Here is a 15,425-nt window from a genome sequence, read left to right on the forward strand (position 1 = left end):
TCCTCAACGCGGGATGAGCAGGGCGGCGTTGGCCTCATCGGCACAGGTGCGCAGCGCTTCGGCGGGGGTGCTCCTGCCGAGCAGCACGGCGACGACGGCCTGCCCGAGCGCCTGGGAGATCTGCGGGTAGGCGGGGTGCGTGGGGCGTACGCGGGCCGTCTCCAGCGTCTTGACGAACACCGGCAGGCCCTCGGTGTCCGCCTCCTGCTCGCGCCAGGCGGGCAGCTGCTGGGTGGGGCGGCTCAGCGGCAGGCTGCCCGCCTCCACGTCCCAGCGCACGTCCTGCGCGGGTTGCGTCAGCCAGGTCAGGAAGGTACGGCTGGCCTTCACGCGCGCCTCGCCGTTGTCGAACATGGTCCAGGTGTCGGGGCCCGAGATCGTGATCGGCCGCCCGCTGAAGGTGGGCAGGGGCACCACCTGGTAGTCGATCTTGGCGGTCTGGATGTCGGGCAGCTGCCACGGACCGGTGATCGACATCCCCATCAGGCCGGACAGGAACACCTGGTACATCTGCTCGCTGCCGGGCTTGGGGTCGATGTAGACGCTCTTGTCCTTGGCGAGCGACTCCACCACCTGCAAAGCCTGCACACCCGCGTCGGCGAACCCGATGCCGCGCCCGTCCTTGGCAACCACGTCGCCGCCCAGATCCCAGATCAGCGGCCACAGCCGCCAGACCGTGTCCTCATCGGCCGCGCCCGGCCAGCCCGTGCCGAACCGGCCGCGTCCCGCGTCGGTCAGCCGCTTGGCCGTCTCGATGAACTCCGGCCATTTCCAGCCCGGCTGGGGCAGCGGCACCCCGGCGTCGCGGAACACCTTCTTGTTGCAGACCACGGCCAGCGAGTCGAGCAGCGCGGGAGCCGCGCGGACCCGGCCGTTGACCGTGACGGCGGCCCGGGCCGGCGCCCAGAAGTCGTTCCACGGCGTGGGGCCGGACTCGACCATGCTGGTCAGATCGACCACCTGCGGGCTGCGCGCGACGTTCGCCAGGTCCGACCCGAAGATGTAGGCGATGTCAGGATAGGAGCCGGACGCGAGCGCGGCGGTGACCTTCTGCAGCATCGCGTCGGCCAGCACTCCCCCGCCCATGTCCACCCGGATGTCGGGGTGGGCGCGCTCGAAGTCGGCCACCAGCCGCGCCATGGCCTCTTTGGCGGTGTCGGTCTGCCCGTGCCAGAGCTCGATCGTGACCCGCCCGTCGGCGCCGACACCATTGCCGGCGCCGCTCGCGCACCCGGCCAGCGCCGTTCCCGCCACCGCCGTGAGCGCCAGGGCGTACCCGCCGCGCAGCACGTCCCGACGGGAGGGCGGTGGGGCAACGCGCTCCATCTTTACCTCCAAAAACCGTGGGTCAGAAGACCGTCCAGGGAAAAGACCGTCCAGGCAGAAGACCGTCCAGGCAGAAGACCGTCCAGGCAGAAGACCGTCCAGGCAGAAGACCGTCCAGCCAGAGGGCCGTCCAGCCAGAAGACCGTTCAGCAGGTCTTGCGGACGTATCCGCTGGCGCCCTTGGGCGAGACGTCCACGTCGCGCTGGACGATGCTCAGCTTGGTGCCCCAGCCAGAGCAGGCCTTCTTCAGGCCCGACGCGGTGTACTCGATCACGATCACGTTGTTGCCGAACGCCGCCGTGTAGTCCCCGCACTCGTCCCAGGTGCCGCACTCTTCGGCGACCGCGAAGTCCAGCCCGTTCGCGACGCGCGATCCGGCCAGTTCCGAGGTGTTCTTCTGGGCGATGGCCACGCCCTGGGCGTGGGCGTGGCTGCTGAGCAGCCGGATGTACGCCTGGGCGTTCGAGGCCGTCAGCAGCTTCTTCGAGCGGGTGTAGCTGTCGTAGTTGTCGGGCTCGATGGCCTGGTAGCCCTTGGCCTTGCAGCCGTCGATCCAGCCGTTCACCTTCGCGGCGACCCGCTTGCGCTTGGCATCGGTCCGCAGGTCCAGCAGCGCCTCGCCCCAGTCCTCGTCGATGACGACCTTGCCGTTGGCGTCACGCAGCAGCAGGTCGGAGTCCCAGTCGTTCTCCTCGCCCGGCTGGACCTGGAAGGCGTTGACGTAGCAGATGTTGTACAGCCCCGCGGCGGGCGCGGCGCCCCGGTCCCTGCTGACCACGGTGACCCCGGCCGGCGGTGTGTACGCGCCGCCGATCTGGTAGTCGAACCCGGCATGTACCGGGGGCAGGGTGACCGCGGCCGCCGAGGCGGTCGAGGGGACGGCGAGCAACGCGGCCGAAAGGGCCACGGCAGCGCCTAAGCATCTACGGGTGGGGCTCATCGTCGGCATCTCCAGACGATAGGGGGTACGTCCCCGCCTCGGACGCTGACAGCGATCCTGGCGACTTAGTCCGGGCTTGTGGCGGTGGCCACTTACCGGCTAGGCGTACCTCTGGTGCCGGTGCTCGATTCCGGCGTTCATCGGAGTAAATCGAGCACGAACGCTCCTGTCAAGAGTCCGGAGATGCTCACTTCAGGCTCATTAAGCGCAGCATTGCACAGAGGATAGGAACACCGCAGGGCAGAGCAGCCTCCTGGTGCGAGGAAGCCGCGACCGGGCGATCAGCCCACTCGGACCTGCCGTCAGATCCGCCCGTTGCGGAGCAGAATGGCGAGCGCGCCGACGGTCGTGTAGCCGCGCCAGTCCAGGACGCCCGCCGGTGAGATCTGGGCGTAGTCGACGGTCCACCCGCCGTCGTCCTTCTGCGTCCCGGCCAGGCGGTCGAGGTCGGCCTCGACCGCCTCCGGGGCGAACAGGGCCCGCACCGGACGGTCCGGGAACGGCGCGAAGTCCAGCGGGCGCAGCATCTCGTGCTCGGTGCCGCCTTCGACGTGCAGCCGGCCGCCGGCCGGCAGGTACGCGCCCAGCCGGTCGAGGAGTCCGGCGGCCTCCGGGTGGGTGTCGTGCACGGCGTCCAGGAAGCGCAGCGCGAAGGCGAGTATGTACGCGTGCGGCTGCCGGTCGAGGGCCGCGATCGCGTCCAGGCAGTAACGGGTGGCCCGCTCCAGCCACGGATGCGCGGCCACCTCGGGCAGGTGGGCGGCGACGCGGTGCGCGACGGCCGCGGTGGCGGAGGTGATCTGCAGCGAGGACACCGTACTGTCGGCACCCGCCCACCAGGGGGCGTTGCCGGCGTTCGAGGCGCACGGCAGCGCGAAGGGCAGCCCGCCGTCGGGCAGCGAGACCGACTCTAGCCAGTCGCACAACTCGGCCGCCCGCGGGCAGGCGGCCGGTGCGACGTCCTCGAACACCTCGAAGGCGTGCAGCGCGGCCCCCGGCTGGCTCTCGGGCGAGCGCAGGTCGGGCTCCAGGCCCCAGCCGTAGCCGCCGTCCGGATTGCGGTAGCCGTCCAGCGCGGCCAGCGCGGCGGCCGGATCGCGCTCGCCCGTCAGGAGCTGGAAGCGGCGGCGGTCCAGGACCCGTGCGTGGGTGGCCATGAAGTCGGCGGCCGCGGAAAGATCAATGTTCATGCGTTCATCATGACCCGGTCACCGTGCCCCGGTCTTGCAGGAAACGGCCATGCGCCCGCCTGGTCTAGCATGGGACGAAAGGGGCTAAAGGTGCCCCTATGTCTGCATGAGGGTGACCGGTGGGCCAGGAGTTTCTCTTCGACCACGCAGCATTGAGCGGCGCCGGGCGGCACATGAAGGACTCCGCCGCCCTGTTCCGGCGCCATGCCGACAACCTGCTCCTGTCCGTGGGCGGCAGCGGCGGGTCGGCGTTCGGCGGCACCCTGCTGGGCGCGGCCGTGGGCCAGCTCAACGAGCTGCTCCACCAGGCCTGCGGGCAGACGCACCACAACCTGCACGCCACCGGCACGGGCATCGAGGTGATGGCCGACGACCTGCGCAAGGGCGTGGCCGCCGCGGAGGAGGCCGTCCGGGCGACGGGTTCGTGAGGCGAGTTCCATGCCGGTGACCCTCACGCCCGAGCTGGAGCCGGGGTTCCGGCTGCTCGGGGTGGAATGGCCGAAAGAGGACGAGGACGGCATCCGTACGTGCGCGACGGCGTACCGTACGTGCGCCACGTCCCTGCAGCGCGAGGTCAACCCCGCCGCACACGGGGCCGTGGCGCACGCCGGGACGAACAACGCCGGCGACCACATCGACGCGGTCAACACCTACTGGGCCGACTACAGCGAGCCCGGCTCCGGCCACCTGGACAGTCTCGCGGCCTCGCTGCACGCCATGGCGGACGCCCATGACCTGCTCGCCCGGCTCATCGAGATACTCAAGCTGCTGCTGAAGCTGCTCGCGATGTACGTGCTCATAGCTCTGACCTGGGCGCTGGCCTCGGCGGTGATCTCCGGCGGGCTCGCCGCGCTGCGCGCGCGGGCCACTGTCGGGATGCTGCGCACCTTCGCCAGGCAGGCCGTGGCCACCCTGCGCCGCAAGCTGGAGCGCTACTTCGGCCGGACGCTGATCCGGGCGCTGGAGACCCGCCTGCGCCGCCTGCTCGGCGCCAAGCCGCCCAGGTTTCCGGCCGTGGCCACGGCCTCGCGGCTCAAGAAGGCGCTGGGGCCCGCCGGAATGCTGGCGGCTGCCGGAGGCGCCCTGTTCCTGGACGAGGAACGGCCGCAGCGCCACCCGCACGACCCGCCGGACTCACCGAAGGGCGCCCCGTTCACCGGGAGATACCGCATCGGCCCGCCCCAGGACCCCGGCATCCGCTTCGACGATCCCTGGCCGTACGACCCCGACGCCAAGCCCACGGCCGAGGACTACGCGAACTGGTACAAGTGGCGGGGCCTCATGCACGGCGAGGAGGCGATGCCGGGCTGGGACGACGCCGCCGCCACGGTCAAGCACTATCTGGACGGTTCAGGCAGCGACTTCGAGGTCGACTACCAGAAGGCGTACGACGAGGACAAGAGCGTCCGCCAGTCGGTCGATGGAGCGGTCCGCCAGGCGCAGGAGCAGGCCGAGCGGCTCTACCGGGAGAGCGGCAGGTCGGAGTTCCAGATGACCGGCCAGCCGCTCAAGGCCAAGACCGAGACGGACAACTGGAACGGCGCCCTGGGCAGCCACTCGATCTGGGGCAGCGGGAACGTCCGCATCGACGGGAACCAGGCGACGATGGAGATCACCGTCCACGCCCACGACCGGTACAACTTCAACAAGTACGACAACGGCGCCAAGACCGGGTGGATCAACCAGGAGAACGGCCGTTTCGAGCAGCTCGGCTGGGCCAGGTCTTACACCACCCGCGGGCAACTGACGCGCACGGTGTCATGGACCATCCCACCCCGCTGACAGCATACGGATCACCGTGGTTGGGGGCGTGCCCCGAGAGGCACGCCCCCGCCGGTCACGGTCCGTACGCCTTGACCTCCAGGAGGCCGACGGAGTTGGTGCCGTTGCCGGTCATCAGCACCCGCAGGCGGGTGGTGTTGGTCGCCGTGAAGTTCACGGTGTTGTACTGGTTCTTGGCCAGCCCGTACGCGCTCGCGCCGGGCACGTCGACATAGGCGCTGCCGTTCCAGTACTGGAGCTTCCAGGACGCGGGCATGTCGATGCCGTCGTCATCGTCGAAGAAGTACACCTCCGCCTTGTTCAGGTTCTGAGCCGCGGACCAGGTCAGGTCCACCCACTGCTGCCCGGTCTCCGGCCAGCAGCCCCAGCGCGGGTTCACGGTGTCGTTGGAGGAGGGCGGGTCGATCCCGTCGTTGACGGCGGCGACGCTCTCCCAGGAGGAGGTGTTCGACGCGGACGGGGTCGCCGAGGCGGCCAGGTTGCCGCTCGGCGGCTGCTGGGTGCCGCCACGGTTGTACATCTTGACCTCGGTGAGCCCGGTCTTGGCCCCGGAGGCGTTGGTGGCCAGCACCCGTACCCGCTGGGCGCTGATCGCCGGGAACTGCACCACGTTGTAGTTCGCCCGTGGCGCCGACGGGCTCTTGGCCTGGCTGGGCACGCTGACCCAGGCGCTGCCGTTGTAGTACTGGATGTCGTACGAGGCGGGCGCCCGGTAGGTGGCGCTGGCCGGGCGGCTGTCCTTGAAGTAGAGCCGGACCTCGTTGAGCGTGCGGGCGGCTCCGAAGTTCACCTCGTACCAGTCCTGAGAGGCGCCGGTGCCGCCCCAGAACGGCTCGTTGATCGGGAAGCCGTCGACGGCGCCCGCGGCGGTGCTGCCCGAGGCGGTGGAGGAGGTCGAGACGCTGGCTCCGGAGGCCAGGTTGGTCAGGTTGGCGGTCAGGTCGACCCCGGCCTTGGCCAGCAGGTCCACCATCCGGGCGCTGCTCTGCGTCACCTGCGCGGGCGCCTGCAGTCCCGGCGAGGACACGTGATAGGTGACCGTGCCGCTCGTGGTGACGTCACCGGTGGCCGGGTCCCAGGTGAAGGGCACCAGCGAGTTGACCGTGGCGACCCTGCTGCCGTTGATGAAGATGGAGTAGCCCTCGGGCACGCCCGGGTAACGGACCACGCCGTCCGACGGGTCGTCCCAGACGATGGTCAGGTCGGCGTTGCGATAGCGCAGGTTGTTGACGGTGAAGTTGGGCCAGCCGATGTTGATCGGCGAGAGCTCCACCTTCGCGTCGTTGCGCGGGCGCAGCCCCGCCACGTCCTCGATCACGGTCCAGTTGCTGCTGCCCAGGATGTTGTGGTGGATCCAGGAGCGGTAGGTGATCGAGGAGCCGTTCCAGTCGGCCCAGAACTCGTTGGCGTCGGGGTACTGGGTGTTGCCGTTGATGTACTGGGCCCAGGCGTTCCAGTACAGCAGTTTCTTGTACCAGCTCGCGTCGATCCACGAGTTGGAGTAGTTCCGCAGCACCGAGGAGAGCAGGCGGAACTGCACGGTGGAGTTGATCGTGGAGAAGTTGTTGCTGCCGGTGCCCGAGGCCGCCTTGTCGGCCTGGTTGGCGGTGTAGAAGGGGAAGATCGGATACTGCGCCGGATCGTCGAACAGGCGCAGCGCCTGCTTGTACGTCGCGGTGTTGGGGACGGCGCCGACGGCGAACGGGTAGTAGTTGTTGATCTCCTTCCATGGCACCCACTCGTTGGTGGACTTCAGCCGGTGCTCGAACAGCTGCCGGTTGGGGTTCCACAGCACGTTGACGATGGCGTTCTGGATCTGTGTGGCGAGCGTGCGCATCTCGGTGGCCTTGGCGGTGTTGCCGACCGCCTCATAGGCCTGCGCGGCGGCCAGCGCGCCGCTGTACTGGTAGGCCGACTCGGCGCGGTCCATGTTGCCGGGCTTCCAGTGGAAGGAGACGGCGTCGGCGTCGTTGCCGGTCAGGGCGCCCCAGTCATACTCGATGAGCTTGTTGTTGTCGTGGTCGTAGTAGGAGAGCTGGCCCTTGACGTCCCCCTCGGCGTAGCGCGCCAGGTTGGCGGCGATCGCCGGCTGGCCGCCGTGGATCTGGTAGCTCTTCCACGCCGCCTCGGCGATGTACTGGGTGTAGCTGTTGGACCAGTTCTCGGGATCGCCCGGGTTGTCGAGGAAGCGGCCGTTCTTGGAGATCTGCCCGACGCTCAGCCAGTCGCCGTAGGAGTAGATCGGGTTGCGCAGGTACTTCAGGTCGTCGATGTGCATGGGCTGGGTGAGCGCGATGGCGTTGTTGTAGCCCAGCACGCCTTCGGTCGAGGTGGGGAACTGGAACGTCTGCCCGGGAATGTCGGCGTCGAGGTTGTTGAAGCGCATCAGCCACCAGCGGTAGTAGATGTTCTTCTTGATGGCCGGCTCGGGCACGTCGATGTAGGGCACGTTCTGCGCCCACCACAGGTTGTAGGCCCGTACGTGGGTGGCGAAGGCGGTGGCGTTGGTGTATCCCGCGTAGGCGTCGTACTCGGTCCGCGACTCGGGGATCTCGTTGGTGACGAAGCCCATGACCACCTTGGCGGTCACGGTCCCTCCGGCCGGGATCGTCACGGACCTGTTCAGACCGCCGCTGGAGACGGTGAAGCCGTCACCGGTCAGCCGGGGATAGATCGTGGTGAGGTTGTTGTAGGCGTTGACCTGCCCGGTCAGCTCGCTGCCGCTCCCCGAGGTGGCGTACGGGGAGGTCGCCCGCAGCTGCAGGGTGGTCGAGCTGGAGCCGCCGTTCGTGATCGACAGGTTCGTCACGGCGACGTTGTTGTTGGTGATGAACTTCGTCTGGTTCACCGTGACGGAGCCGCTGGTGTGCACGCTCTTCCAGTAGCTCGGCGCCTGCCAGCGGGAGTTGACCTGCTCGGTGAAGGTGCCCGGCGTGATGGCGACGGTGTAGGCGTTGTTGTTGCTGATGCTCTCCCAGTACGCCACCTGGCCGCCGAAACCGAGGGTGCCCGGGTCATGGGTCTTCATGAACAGGGCGCGTCCCCGTGACATGAGCCAGGTTCCGGCCGGGTCGTTGCCGGGGCGGGCCAGCAGCCGGTCCATCCAGAAGTCCGTGCCCGAGCTCTCCGCGTCGTAGATGGCCTGCATCATGTTGCCGGTCGTGTACGTACCGGGCGCGGCCGGGATCGCCTGGCCGCCGAAGGTGGGGTATCCGATGGTCTGGGCAGCCTGCGCGGGAGCGCCTACGACGAGTGTTCCCGCGATGAGCAGGAGGGCCGTGATGATTCTTCTCATGCAGAGTGATCCGATCCGATCGAACGCTTGGGGGGAGTGATCGAACCTAGCGCTTGGTTGTGGTAGCGCTAACAATCCTTTCTGTTGAATCGGCTAAATAAAAGGTTTTCGGAAACGTAGACCGATATAAGGGCCCTGTCAATCGGCGCGGCGGACTGCCTTGGCGTACGTTGCGAAAAGGTTTTCGGCTGCTTTCGGCTTTCGGCAGGTCGTCAGGCCAGGCGGGCGAGCTGCCCGGCCGTCACCCGGCCCCGCATCGGGCGCCCCCGCGTGAAGGGTTCAAGGTTGATGATCGCGTACTCACCGAGCCGCCGCGAAATTGACCCGGACGCAGGTGGGGGTCTCGGTGAGGCGGACCGTTGCCGAGTCGCCGCTCGGCAGGTCGAGGGTGACCTGGTCGCCGTCGACCCGTACCTCCGGGGGCCGCGCCTCGTCCGCGCCGGTGAGCAGGATGAGGCTGACGTACACGGCGGTTCCGCCCGGGTGCGCGTCCGCGAGTACGTACGGGGTGGCCGAGTGCCGCCCGAAGGCGTTCGCGCCCGCCGCGGCCGCCACCCCGGCCCTCGTGTAGCCGTGCAGCCCGCGCACCACGCTGACCAGCCCGTCCGCGCGCCGCGCCGACGCCCAGAGCTCGCCGCTGCGGGCCGTGGGCGGCTCCTCCCCCGCGATGGCGTGGCCACCGTCCCTGACCTGGTGTCCGGCGGGGGCGGTGACCCGGTGGATCCGTACCTCGGCCGCTCCGTCCACCACCGAGGCCGTCACCACGTGGACCGGCCCGGCCGGCAGGTCGTCGCGGTAGGCGGAGGCGGCGAACCGGTCCTGCGTCGCGAGCGGCTCGATGCGGCGCCTGCGGGAGACGGCCCCGTCCGGCGCGACGACGACCACCTCCCCGTCGATGCCGAGCGTCTCCCCCAGGTCGGGGCCGGTGTGGCTGGTGTAGGCGAGCTTGAGGTAGTGCGGGTCCGGCACCCCCGACGGGTCCTGGATCCGGTCCCGGTCGCTGCCGTGGTTGATCAGCCGGACCACGCCGTCCTCGCGGGTGGCGTGCAGCAGCCACCCCGGCGGGCGCATCGCCACCGCCTGGTCCGCGAGGTCGATCGGCGCCGGGGCCTCGGCGTCCGTCCATACCGGGTGTTCGGGGGGCAGCAGCAGGCCGAGGAACGCCTTGCTGGCCCAGTAGGGCGAGCCCGGCCCCGAGTAGCTCTGCGTGACCGGCAGGAAGGTGTCGTACCAGCCGAGCGTCAGCAGCCCCCGCTCGTCCGGCACGCCCCGCTCGACGAAGTGGCGCAGGACCCCACTGGCGATCCGCCGGGTCCGGCCGGGCGGGAGCGGCGAGGAGCCGGTCAGCGCGCCCAGCCAGAGCGGCGCGACCGTGGCGAACCGGTAGGTCAGCGACCGCCCCTGGTGCACGGGCCCGCCGTCGGCGGCGAACAGGTGCTGGTACTGGCCCAGGAAGGCCCGCAACCGCTCACCGTAACGCTCCAGGCGGGCGTCGTCCCCGGCCATCCTGGCCCACAGCAGCGGGTAGAGGTGCAGGGCCCAGCCCGCGTAGTAGTCGAAGTTCTTGCCCGCGCCGTCGGAGTACCAGCCGTCTCCGACGTACCACTCCTCGATCCGCTCCAAACCGCCGGTGATCTCGTCAAGCTTGTACGGCCCGCCCACCTCGGCCAGGAACTGCTCGACGACCACCCGGAACAGCACCCAGTTGTTGTCCGGCGTCCGCCTGCCGACGAAGCCCGCCAGCCAAAGCACCACCCGCTCCTGCTCGGCCGGGGACAGCCGGTCGTACAGCCAGGGCCGGGTCTCGTGCAGCGCCAGCGCGATCGAGGCCGCCTCGACCAGCGGCTGGGACATGTCGGTCAGCGGCGGCCAGGCGTACGGGTGCGCCGGGTCGGTCCCCGCCACCAGCCCCCGGGCGTACCGCTCCAGGAGAGCGGGCGGCACCGCGCCGCCCGCCCCGGCGATCCGGAACGCGGCCAGCAGGAACGTGCGGGCGTACCCCTCCAAGCCGTCACTCACCGGCCCCGACCGGCTCTCCCTGCCCGGCATGCGGTACTGCGCGAAGTCATCGGTGGCGTACGGCACCACGGCTGCCAACAGGTGATCCGCCACGGCCTCCCAGTGCGCCCGGGTCCAGCCGGTGTAGGCGGACAAGTCGGTATCGGCAGGTGGGAGGCGCAGCGATGACATAAGCGGATAATACGGCTCGCGATCAACGAGACCGGGGAGGGGTGCTGCCGCGAAGGATCACCCGCGTCTCGATCAGCTGGGGGCCGAGTGGACCTGCGGGTGGGCGACGTCGTGGGTGTGCAGGCGGCCGCACATGCCCCAGCGGGCCTCGGGCGGGGATTCGAGCAGCGTGGCCTCGCCTAGGTGCGTCCCGTCGCCGCGTTCCAGCGCGTCGAGCACCTCGGCGGTGTGGCGGGTCTGCCGGGCGACGGTGTCCTCCCAGGTACGCCGCCAGCCCGCGACCCTGGGACGTACCAGTGCCACCGCGCTGTCATAGAACTCCCGCAACGGTCCAGGATCCCCGTCGGCCAGGCTCTCGGACAGCCGCAGGAACCCCTCCACCGCCAGATCACGGCGACGCCGCACGGCCTCCTCAGCTCCCTCGCCGGAAGGCAGCGTGGCCGCCTCCCGATAGCGGGCCGCGTCCGCCAAGATCTCCGGCGGGAACGTCATCACCGCGTCGCCCGCCTCGGGCAGCCCGGCGTTCTGCATCACCACGACCACTTCCAGCCCGCCCCGGTTGATCGCCCGGTGGATCGTGCCCGGCGTGAACCACACCGTCGAACCGCCGCTCAGCTCCGTCTCCCGGAAACCGCGCAGGTCGAGGGTCTGCAACGCGCCACTGCCGCCTATGACGACGTACGCCTCGGTGGAGGCGGTGTGCATATGCGGCGTACCGCCCTCCAGACCGTCGGAACACGCGCCCGAGTAGACCGACAACCGGGTGACCGACGTGCCTCCGGGGAACGTCATCAGCGCACCCCCAACATTCGATGTTTCATTCACGCCATCCCTCTCGCGCCAGGCAACCGGCCGATCGGCCCGACCATACTGGATACGGTCACACGCGAGATCATGCCGGGGCGGCCAGCCAGCGGCGTACGTCGGCCATGGCCGTACCGTCGCTGTCGGCGTCGATGCCCGCCGCGAGGTCCCCGATCGTGATGCCCGCCAGCGCGCCGGACCAGGCCTCCTGCGCCGAGGCCATCGCGCGGGCGATCGCGCACGGCCGCTCACACCGTTCGGCCGGTACGGCCAGCGGCCCCTGCTGCCGGATCTCCGTGCACCGGTAGGCGGGTGAGTCACCGTCGACGGCCTGGACCACCTCCAGCACGGTGATCGCCGCGGCCGGCCGGGTGAGGAGGTAGCCGCCGACCTGCCCGGCCGTAGACCGTACGATGCCCGCTCGGGAGAGCGCCTGGAGATGCTTGGCCAGGTACGCCGGCGGGGTGCCGTGCAGCTCCGCGAGCCGCGCCGCCGGCACCGGATCCCGGCTCTGGCTGAGCGTGACGCAGCTGTGCAGTGCCCACTCCACCCCGTTGGACATCTTCATGTCAGACACCCTACCCATTCCGGACAAGCAATGTCCGTGATAGAACTCGGATGGAAAATATCCGAGATCAACTTGGAGCACCCATGACACGTACCGCTCTCGGAGCGGCCACCGTCGCGCTGTTCGTCGCCGCGGCGAACCTGCGACCGGCGATTGCCGCCGTGTCCCCTCTGGTGGACCGCATCCGCACCGACCTCGACCTGTCCGCCACGGGAGTGGCGCTGCTGACGACCATCCCGACGCTGGCCATGGGAGTCTGCGCTCCCCTGGCCGCCGTGGTCGGCCGCAGGTTCGGGCTGCGGCGCGGCGTGCTGCTCGGGCTGGTCGTCATCGCCGTGGCGACGGCGGCCCGCGTCTTCGGCGGCTCCGCCTGGCTGCAGCTGACCTGCGCGGCGGCCGTCGGCGCCGGGATCGCGATCGCGCAGACGCTGCTGCCGGCCGTGGTCAAGACGCGCTTCGCCGGCCGCGCGGGCCTGGTCACCGGCATCTACACCGCCGGGCTCGGCCTGGGCGGCGCGGTCGCGGCCGGGGTGACCGCGCCCCTGGCCGAGGCCATCGGCTCCTGGCCGGGCGCGCTGGCCTCCTGGTCGGTGCTCGCGGTGGCGGGCATGGCGATCTGGTCGGCCTCCCGCACCTCCCTGGACCTCGACAGCACCCCAGCCCTCGCGGGTACGAGCCAAACCGGCGCGGCCCAAACCGGGGCGGCCCAAACCGGGGCGCGCCAGACGGCGACTCCGGCGGGGCCTGTCACCAAAGGGCTGCCCTGGCGGAGCGGTTCGGCCTGGCGCATCACCGTGCTGTCCGCCGTCAACTCCGCCCTGTACTACTGCGAACTCGCCTGGATCGTCCCCCTGCTCCACGAGGACGGGCACCGTGACGCCACCGGTGCGGGCGTGCTGCTGACCGTGCTGATCTCCATCCAGGTCGTCGCCATGCTGGCCGTACCGGCGCTGCTGGGTGAAGGGCGGGACAGGCGCGCGGGGCTGGTCCTGACGACGGCGTTGACAGCGATCGGGTTCGCGGGACTGGCGGCGGCGCCGGCGACGGCCACCTGGGTGTGGATCGCCGCCCTGGGCGTCGGTCACGGCGGGCTGTTCACGCTCGTCCTGACGCTGCCCGTGGTGGTGAGCCGCGACGCCGCCGAGGCCGGGCGGATCAGCGCGATGGCGTTCTTCGTCGGCTACGCCTGCGCCGCGCTGGCGCCCCTGCTGGTAGGAGCACTACGTGACGTCACAGGAGACTTCCACCTGGCCTTCGGCCTGCTCGGCGGGCTGACCGCCGCGATGCTGCTCCCCATCGCCCGGCTAAGCCCTTCCCTGGGCAAGCGCCGGTAGATCGGGATCTCCTCGGCGAAGCTCCGCACCAGCTACCTGGCCAGTTTGGTGGTCTGGCGGTCCAGCGTTTCGGGTACGGGGTGGCCGGCCAGAGTGAGGGGGCACACCACCGTCAAACATGACAAAACGGACGCATTTCCGCAATGGACGGGGCCTCACGAGCGCTATTGCAAGCCCCTGACCTCGACTGACTTTGCGCTGACGGCCATTAGTCACATACGTTTACAGACTCATGCAAGCGTAAGTAAAGGCGGTCACTCTATGAATTTCAGCGAGTACGTCGTCTCACGCTGGGACACCCTCTCGCTGGCCGCCGGGGAACACGCCCTCGTCGTCGGCGTCGCCATCGGCGTCTCCACGGCAGTCGGCGTCGGCATCGGGCTCCTCGCCCATGACATTCCAAAAGCCCGGGGAATCTCGCTGGCGATCTCCGCCGCTATCCTGACGATCCCCTCCCTCGCCCTGCTCACCCTGCTCATCCCGATCACCGGACTCGGCTGGGGATCCACGCTGGTCGCGCTGACCGCGTACGCGTTCCTGCCGATCATCAGGAACACGATGACCGGGCTGCGCGGCGTCGACGCCGCCATGGTGGAGGCGGGCCGCGGGATGGGCATGAGCCGGACCCGCGTCCTGCTGAAAGTGCGGCTGCCGCTGGCCTGGCCGCTGATCCTCACCGGCGTGCGCGTGGCCACGCAGATGCTCATCGGCATCGCGGCCATCGCCGCCTACGTCGACGGCCCCGGCCTCGGCACGCAGATCTTCGAAGGCCTGTCCCGGCTGGGCTCGGTGAACGCGCTCAACGCGACGCTCGCCGGCACGCTCGGCATCGTGGTCATCGCCGTGCTGTTCGACCTGTTCTTCTTCGCCGTACGTCAACTGACCATTCCCAGGGGGCTTCGTGTTCGATCGTGACACCGGAGGCGCGAGCATCGAGCTGCGCGCGCTGACCAAGCACTACCCGGGACAGCCCGCGCCCGCGGTGGACCACGTCGACCTCGACATCCCCGCCGGCGAGCTCGTGGTCTTCGTCGGCCCGTCCGGGTGCGGCAAGACGACCACGATGAAGATGATCAACCGCCTGGTCGAGCCCACGTCGGGCGAGATCCGCATCGGCGGCGAGGACGTGCTGAGCCTGCAGCCCGACGAGCTCCGCAGGCACATCGGCTATGCCATCCAACAGGTGGGACTGTTCCCGCATCTGACCATCGGCCAGAACATCGGCCTGGTGCCGAAGCTGCTCGGCTGGACCGCCGCCAAGACCGCCGACCGGGTGGAGGAACTGCTCTCCCTGGTCAACCTGGAGCCGTCGGCCTACCACGACCGCTACCCCCGCGAGCTGTCCGGCGGGCAGCAGCAGCGCGTGGGCGTCGCCAGGGCGCTGGCCGCCGATCCCCCCGTGATGCTGATGGACGAGCCCTTCGGCGCGACCGACCCCATCACTCGCGAGCACCTGCAGAACGAGTTCGTCAAGCTCCAGAAGCAGCTGCGTAAGACGATCATCTTCGTCACGCACGACTTCGAGGAGGCCATCAAGCTCGGCGACCGCATCGCCGTGCTCAAGGAGCGATCGCACATCGCCCAGTACGACACGCCCGCCAACATCCTGGCCAACCCGGCGGACGACTACGTGGCCGGCTTCATCGGCCAGGACGCCACGCTCAAGCGCCTCGCGCTGCTGCGTGTGGGGGACGTGGAGTGCAGGCAGCAGCCGGGTAGCGCGGACCTGCCGCAGATCACCGCGGACGCCAGCCTGCGCGAGGCCCTGGACGTCATGCTCGCGCACGGCACCGACCGCTGCGGTTCGCCGTCCGGCGTCCTCACCTACGGCGCGCTGTGCGAGGCCGTGGGAACCGAGCCGGCGTCTGCCCCTCGACTGACGTCGGTGGGATCCGGACCGAAGCCGGTGAGCGCCGTACCCCCGCCGGACACCTCCCGAGAGGAGGTGGTCGGCAGGTGACCGCCGCGACACTCAGCGCAGGCCGGACCCGCTCA

Annotated in this window: 12 protein-coding genes; 5 read left to right on the forward strand and 7 right to left on the reverse strand. The window is 69.8% G+C overall.

Annotated features, from left to right (window positions below):
* Nucleotides 1-3 precede the first annotated feature (3 nt).
* From AB0H88_RS05495 to AB0H88_RS05505, 3 genes are all read right to left on the reverse strand, one after another.
* Nucleotides 4-1,326: an ABC transporter substrate-binding protein gene (locus AB0H88_RS05495; protein ID WP_357641553.1), complete on the reverse strand. Its 1,323-nt coding sequence runs from the start codon at nucleotides 1,324-1,326 to the stop codon at nucleotides 4-6.
* Between the two features lie 146 nt (nucleotides 1,327-1,472).
* On the reverse strand, nucleotides 1,473-2,234 hold the full coding sequence (locus AB0H88_RS05500) for an endo alpha-1,4 polygalactosaminidase (RefSeq protein WP_357641555.1): 762 nt from the start codon (nucleotides 2,232-2,234) through the stop codon (nucleotides 1,473-1,475).
* 335 nt (nucleotides 2,235-2,569) lie between these two features.
* Nucleotides 2,570-3,457 (reverse strand): hypothetical protein, encoded by an 888-nt coding sequence (locus tag AB0H88_RS05505; protein WP_357641557.1) that lies wholly within the window; start codon nucleotides 3,455-3,457, stop codon nucleotides 2,570-2,572.
* Between the two features lie 119 nt (nucleotides 3,458-3,576).
* Between AB0H88_RS05505 and AB0H88_RS05510 the strand changes: the two genes are divergently transcribed.
* Entirely contained in the window at nucleotides 3,577-3,885 is a 309-nt protein-coding gene (locus AB0H88_RS05510; RefSeq protein WP_357641559.1) for a hypothetical protein, read from the forward strand.
* 10 nt (nucleotides 3,886-3,895) lie between these two features.
* Entirely contained in the window at nucleotides 3,896-5,239 is a 1,344-nt protein-coding gene (locus AB0H88_RS05515; RefSeq protein WP_357641561.1) for a hypothetical protein, read from the forward strand.
* 55 nt (nucleotides 5,240-5,294) lie between these two features.
* Here AB0H88_RS05515 and AB0H88_RS05520 read toward each other — a convergent pair whose 3' ends face one another.
* The 4 genes from AB0H88_RS05520 to AB0H88_RS05535 form a co-directional block, all read right to left on the reverse strand.
* Entirely contained in the window at nucleotides 5,295-8,534 is a 3,240-nt protein-coding gene (locus AB0H88_RS05520) for a hypothetical protein (RefSeq protein ID WP_357641563.1), read from the reverse strand.
* 300 nt (nucleotides 8,535-8,834) lie between these two features.
* Nucleotides 8,835-10,724, reverse strand: coding sequence for a DUF2264 domain-containing protein (locus AB0H88_RS05525; RefSeq protein WP_357641565.1), 1,890 nt, complete (start codon nucleotides 10,722-10,724; stop codon nucleotides 8,835-8,837).
* Nucleotides 10,725-10,796: 72 nt separating this feature from the next.
* Entirely contained in the window at nucleotides 10,797-11,516 is a 720-nt protein-coding gene (locus AB0H88_RS05530) for a cupin domain-containing protein (protein ID WP_357641567.1), read from the reverse strand.
* A 100-nt stretch (nucleotides 11,517-11,616) separates the two neighbouring features.
* Nucleotides 11,617-12,096 (reverse strand): Rrf2 family transcriptional regulator, encoded by a 480-nt coding sequence (locus AB0H88_RS05535; protein ID WP_357641569.1) that lies wholly within the window; start codon nucleotides 12,094-12,096, stop codon nucleotides 11,617-11,619.
* Nucleotides 12,097-12,179: 83 nt separating this feature from the next.
* On the opposite strand from AB0H88_RS05535, the gene AB0H88_RS05540 reads away from it, so the two are divergent.
* The 3 genes from AB0H88_RS05540 (at nucleotide 12,180) to AB0H88_RS05550 (ending at nucleotide 15,390) form a co-directional block, all read left to right on the forward strand.
* On the forward strand, nucleotides 12,180-13,430 hold the full coding sequence (locus tag AB0H88_RS05540) for an MFS transporter (RefSeq protein WP_357641571.1): 1,251 nt from the start codon (nucleotides 12,180-12,182) through the stop codon (nucleotides 13,428-13,430).
* Nucleotides 13,431-13,691: 261 nt separating this feature from the next.
* On the forward strand, nucleotides 13,692-14,345 hold the full coding sequence (locus tag AB0H88_RS05545; RefSeq protein ID WP_357641573.1) for an ABC transporter permease: 654 nt from the start codon (nucleotides 13,692-13,694) through the stop codon (nucleotides 14,343-14,345).
* The gene (locus AB0H88_RS05550; protein ID WP_357641575.1) at nucleotides 14,332-15,390 is read left to right on the forward strand and encodes an ABC transporter ATP-binding protein; all 1,059 of its coding nucleotides are present in this window, start codon (nucleotides 14,332-14,334) and stop codon (nucleotides 15,388-15,390) included. Before AB0H88_RS05545 ends, AB0H88_RS05550 begins: the two co-directional genes overlap by 14 nt.
* Nucleotides 15,391-15,425 lie beyond the last annotated feature (35 nt).

Origin of the sequence: Nonomuraea sp. NPDC050680 (assembly GCF_040654555.1) — a bacterium.
Taxonomy (GTDB): Bacteria; Actinomycetota; Actinomycetes; order Streptosporangiales; family Streptosporangiaceae; genus Nonomuraea.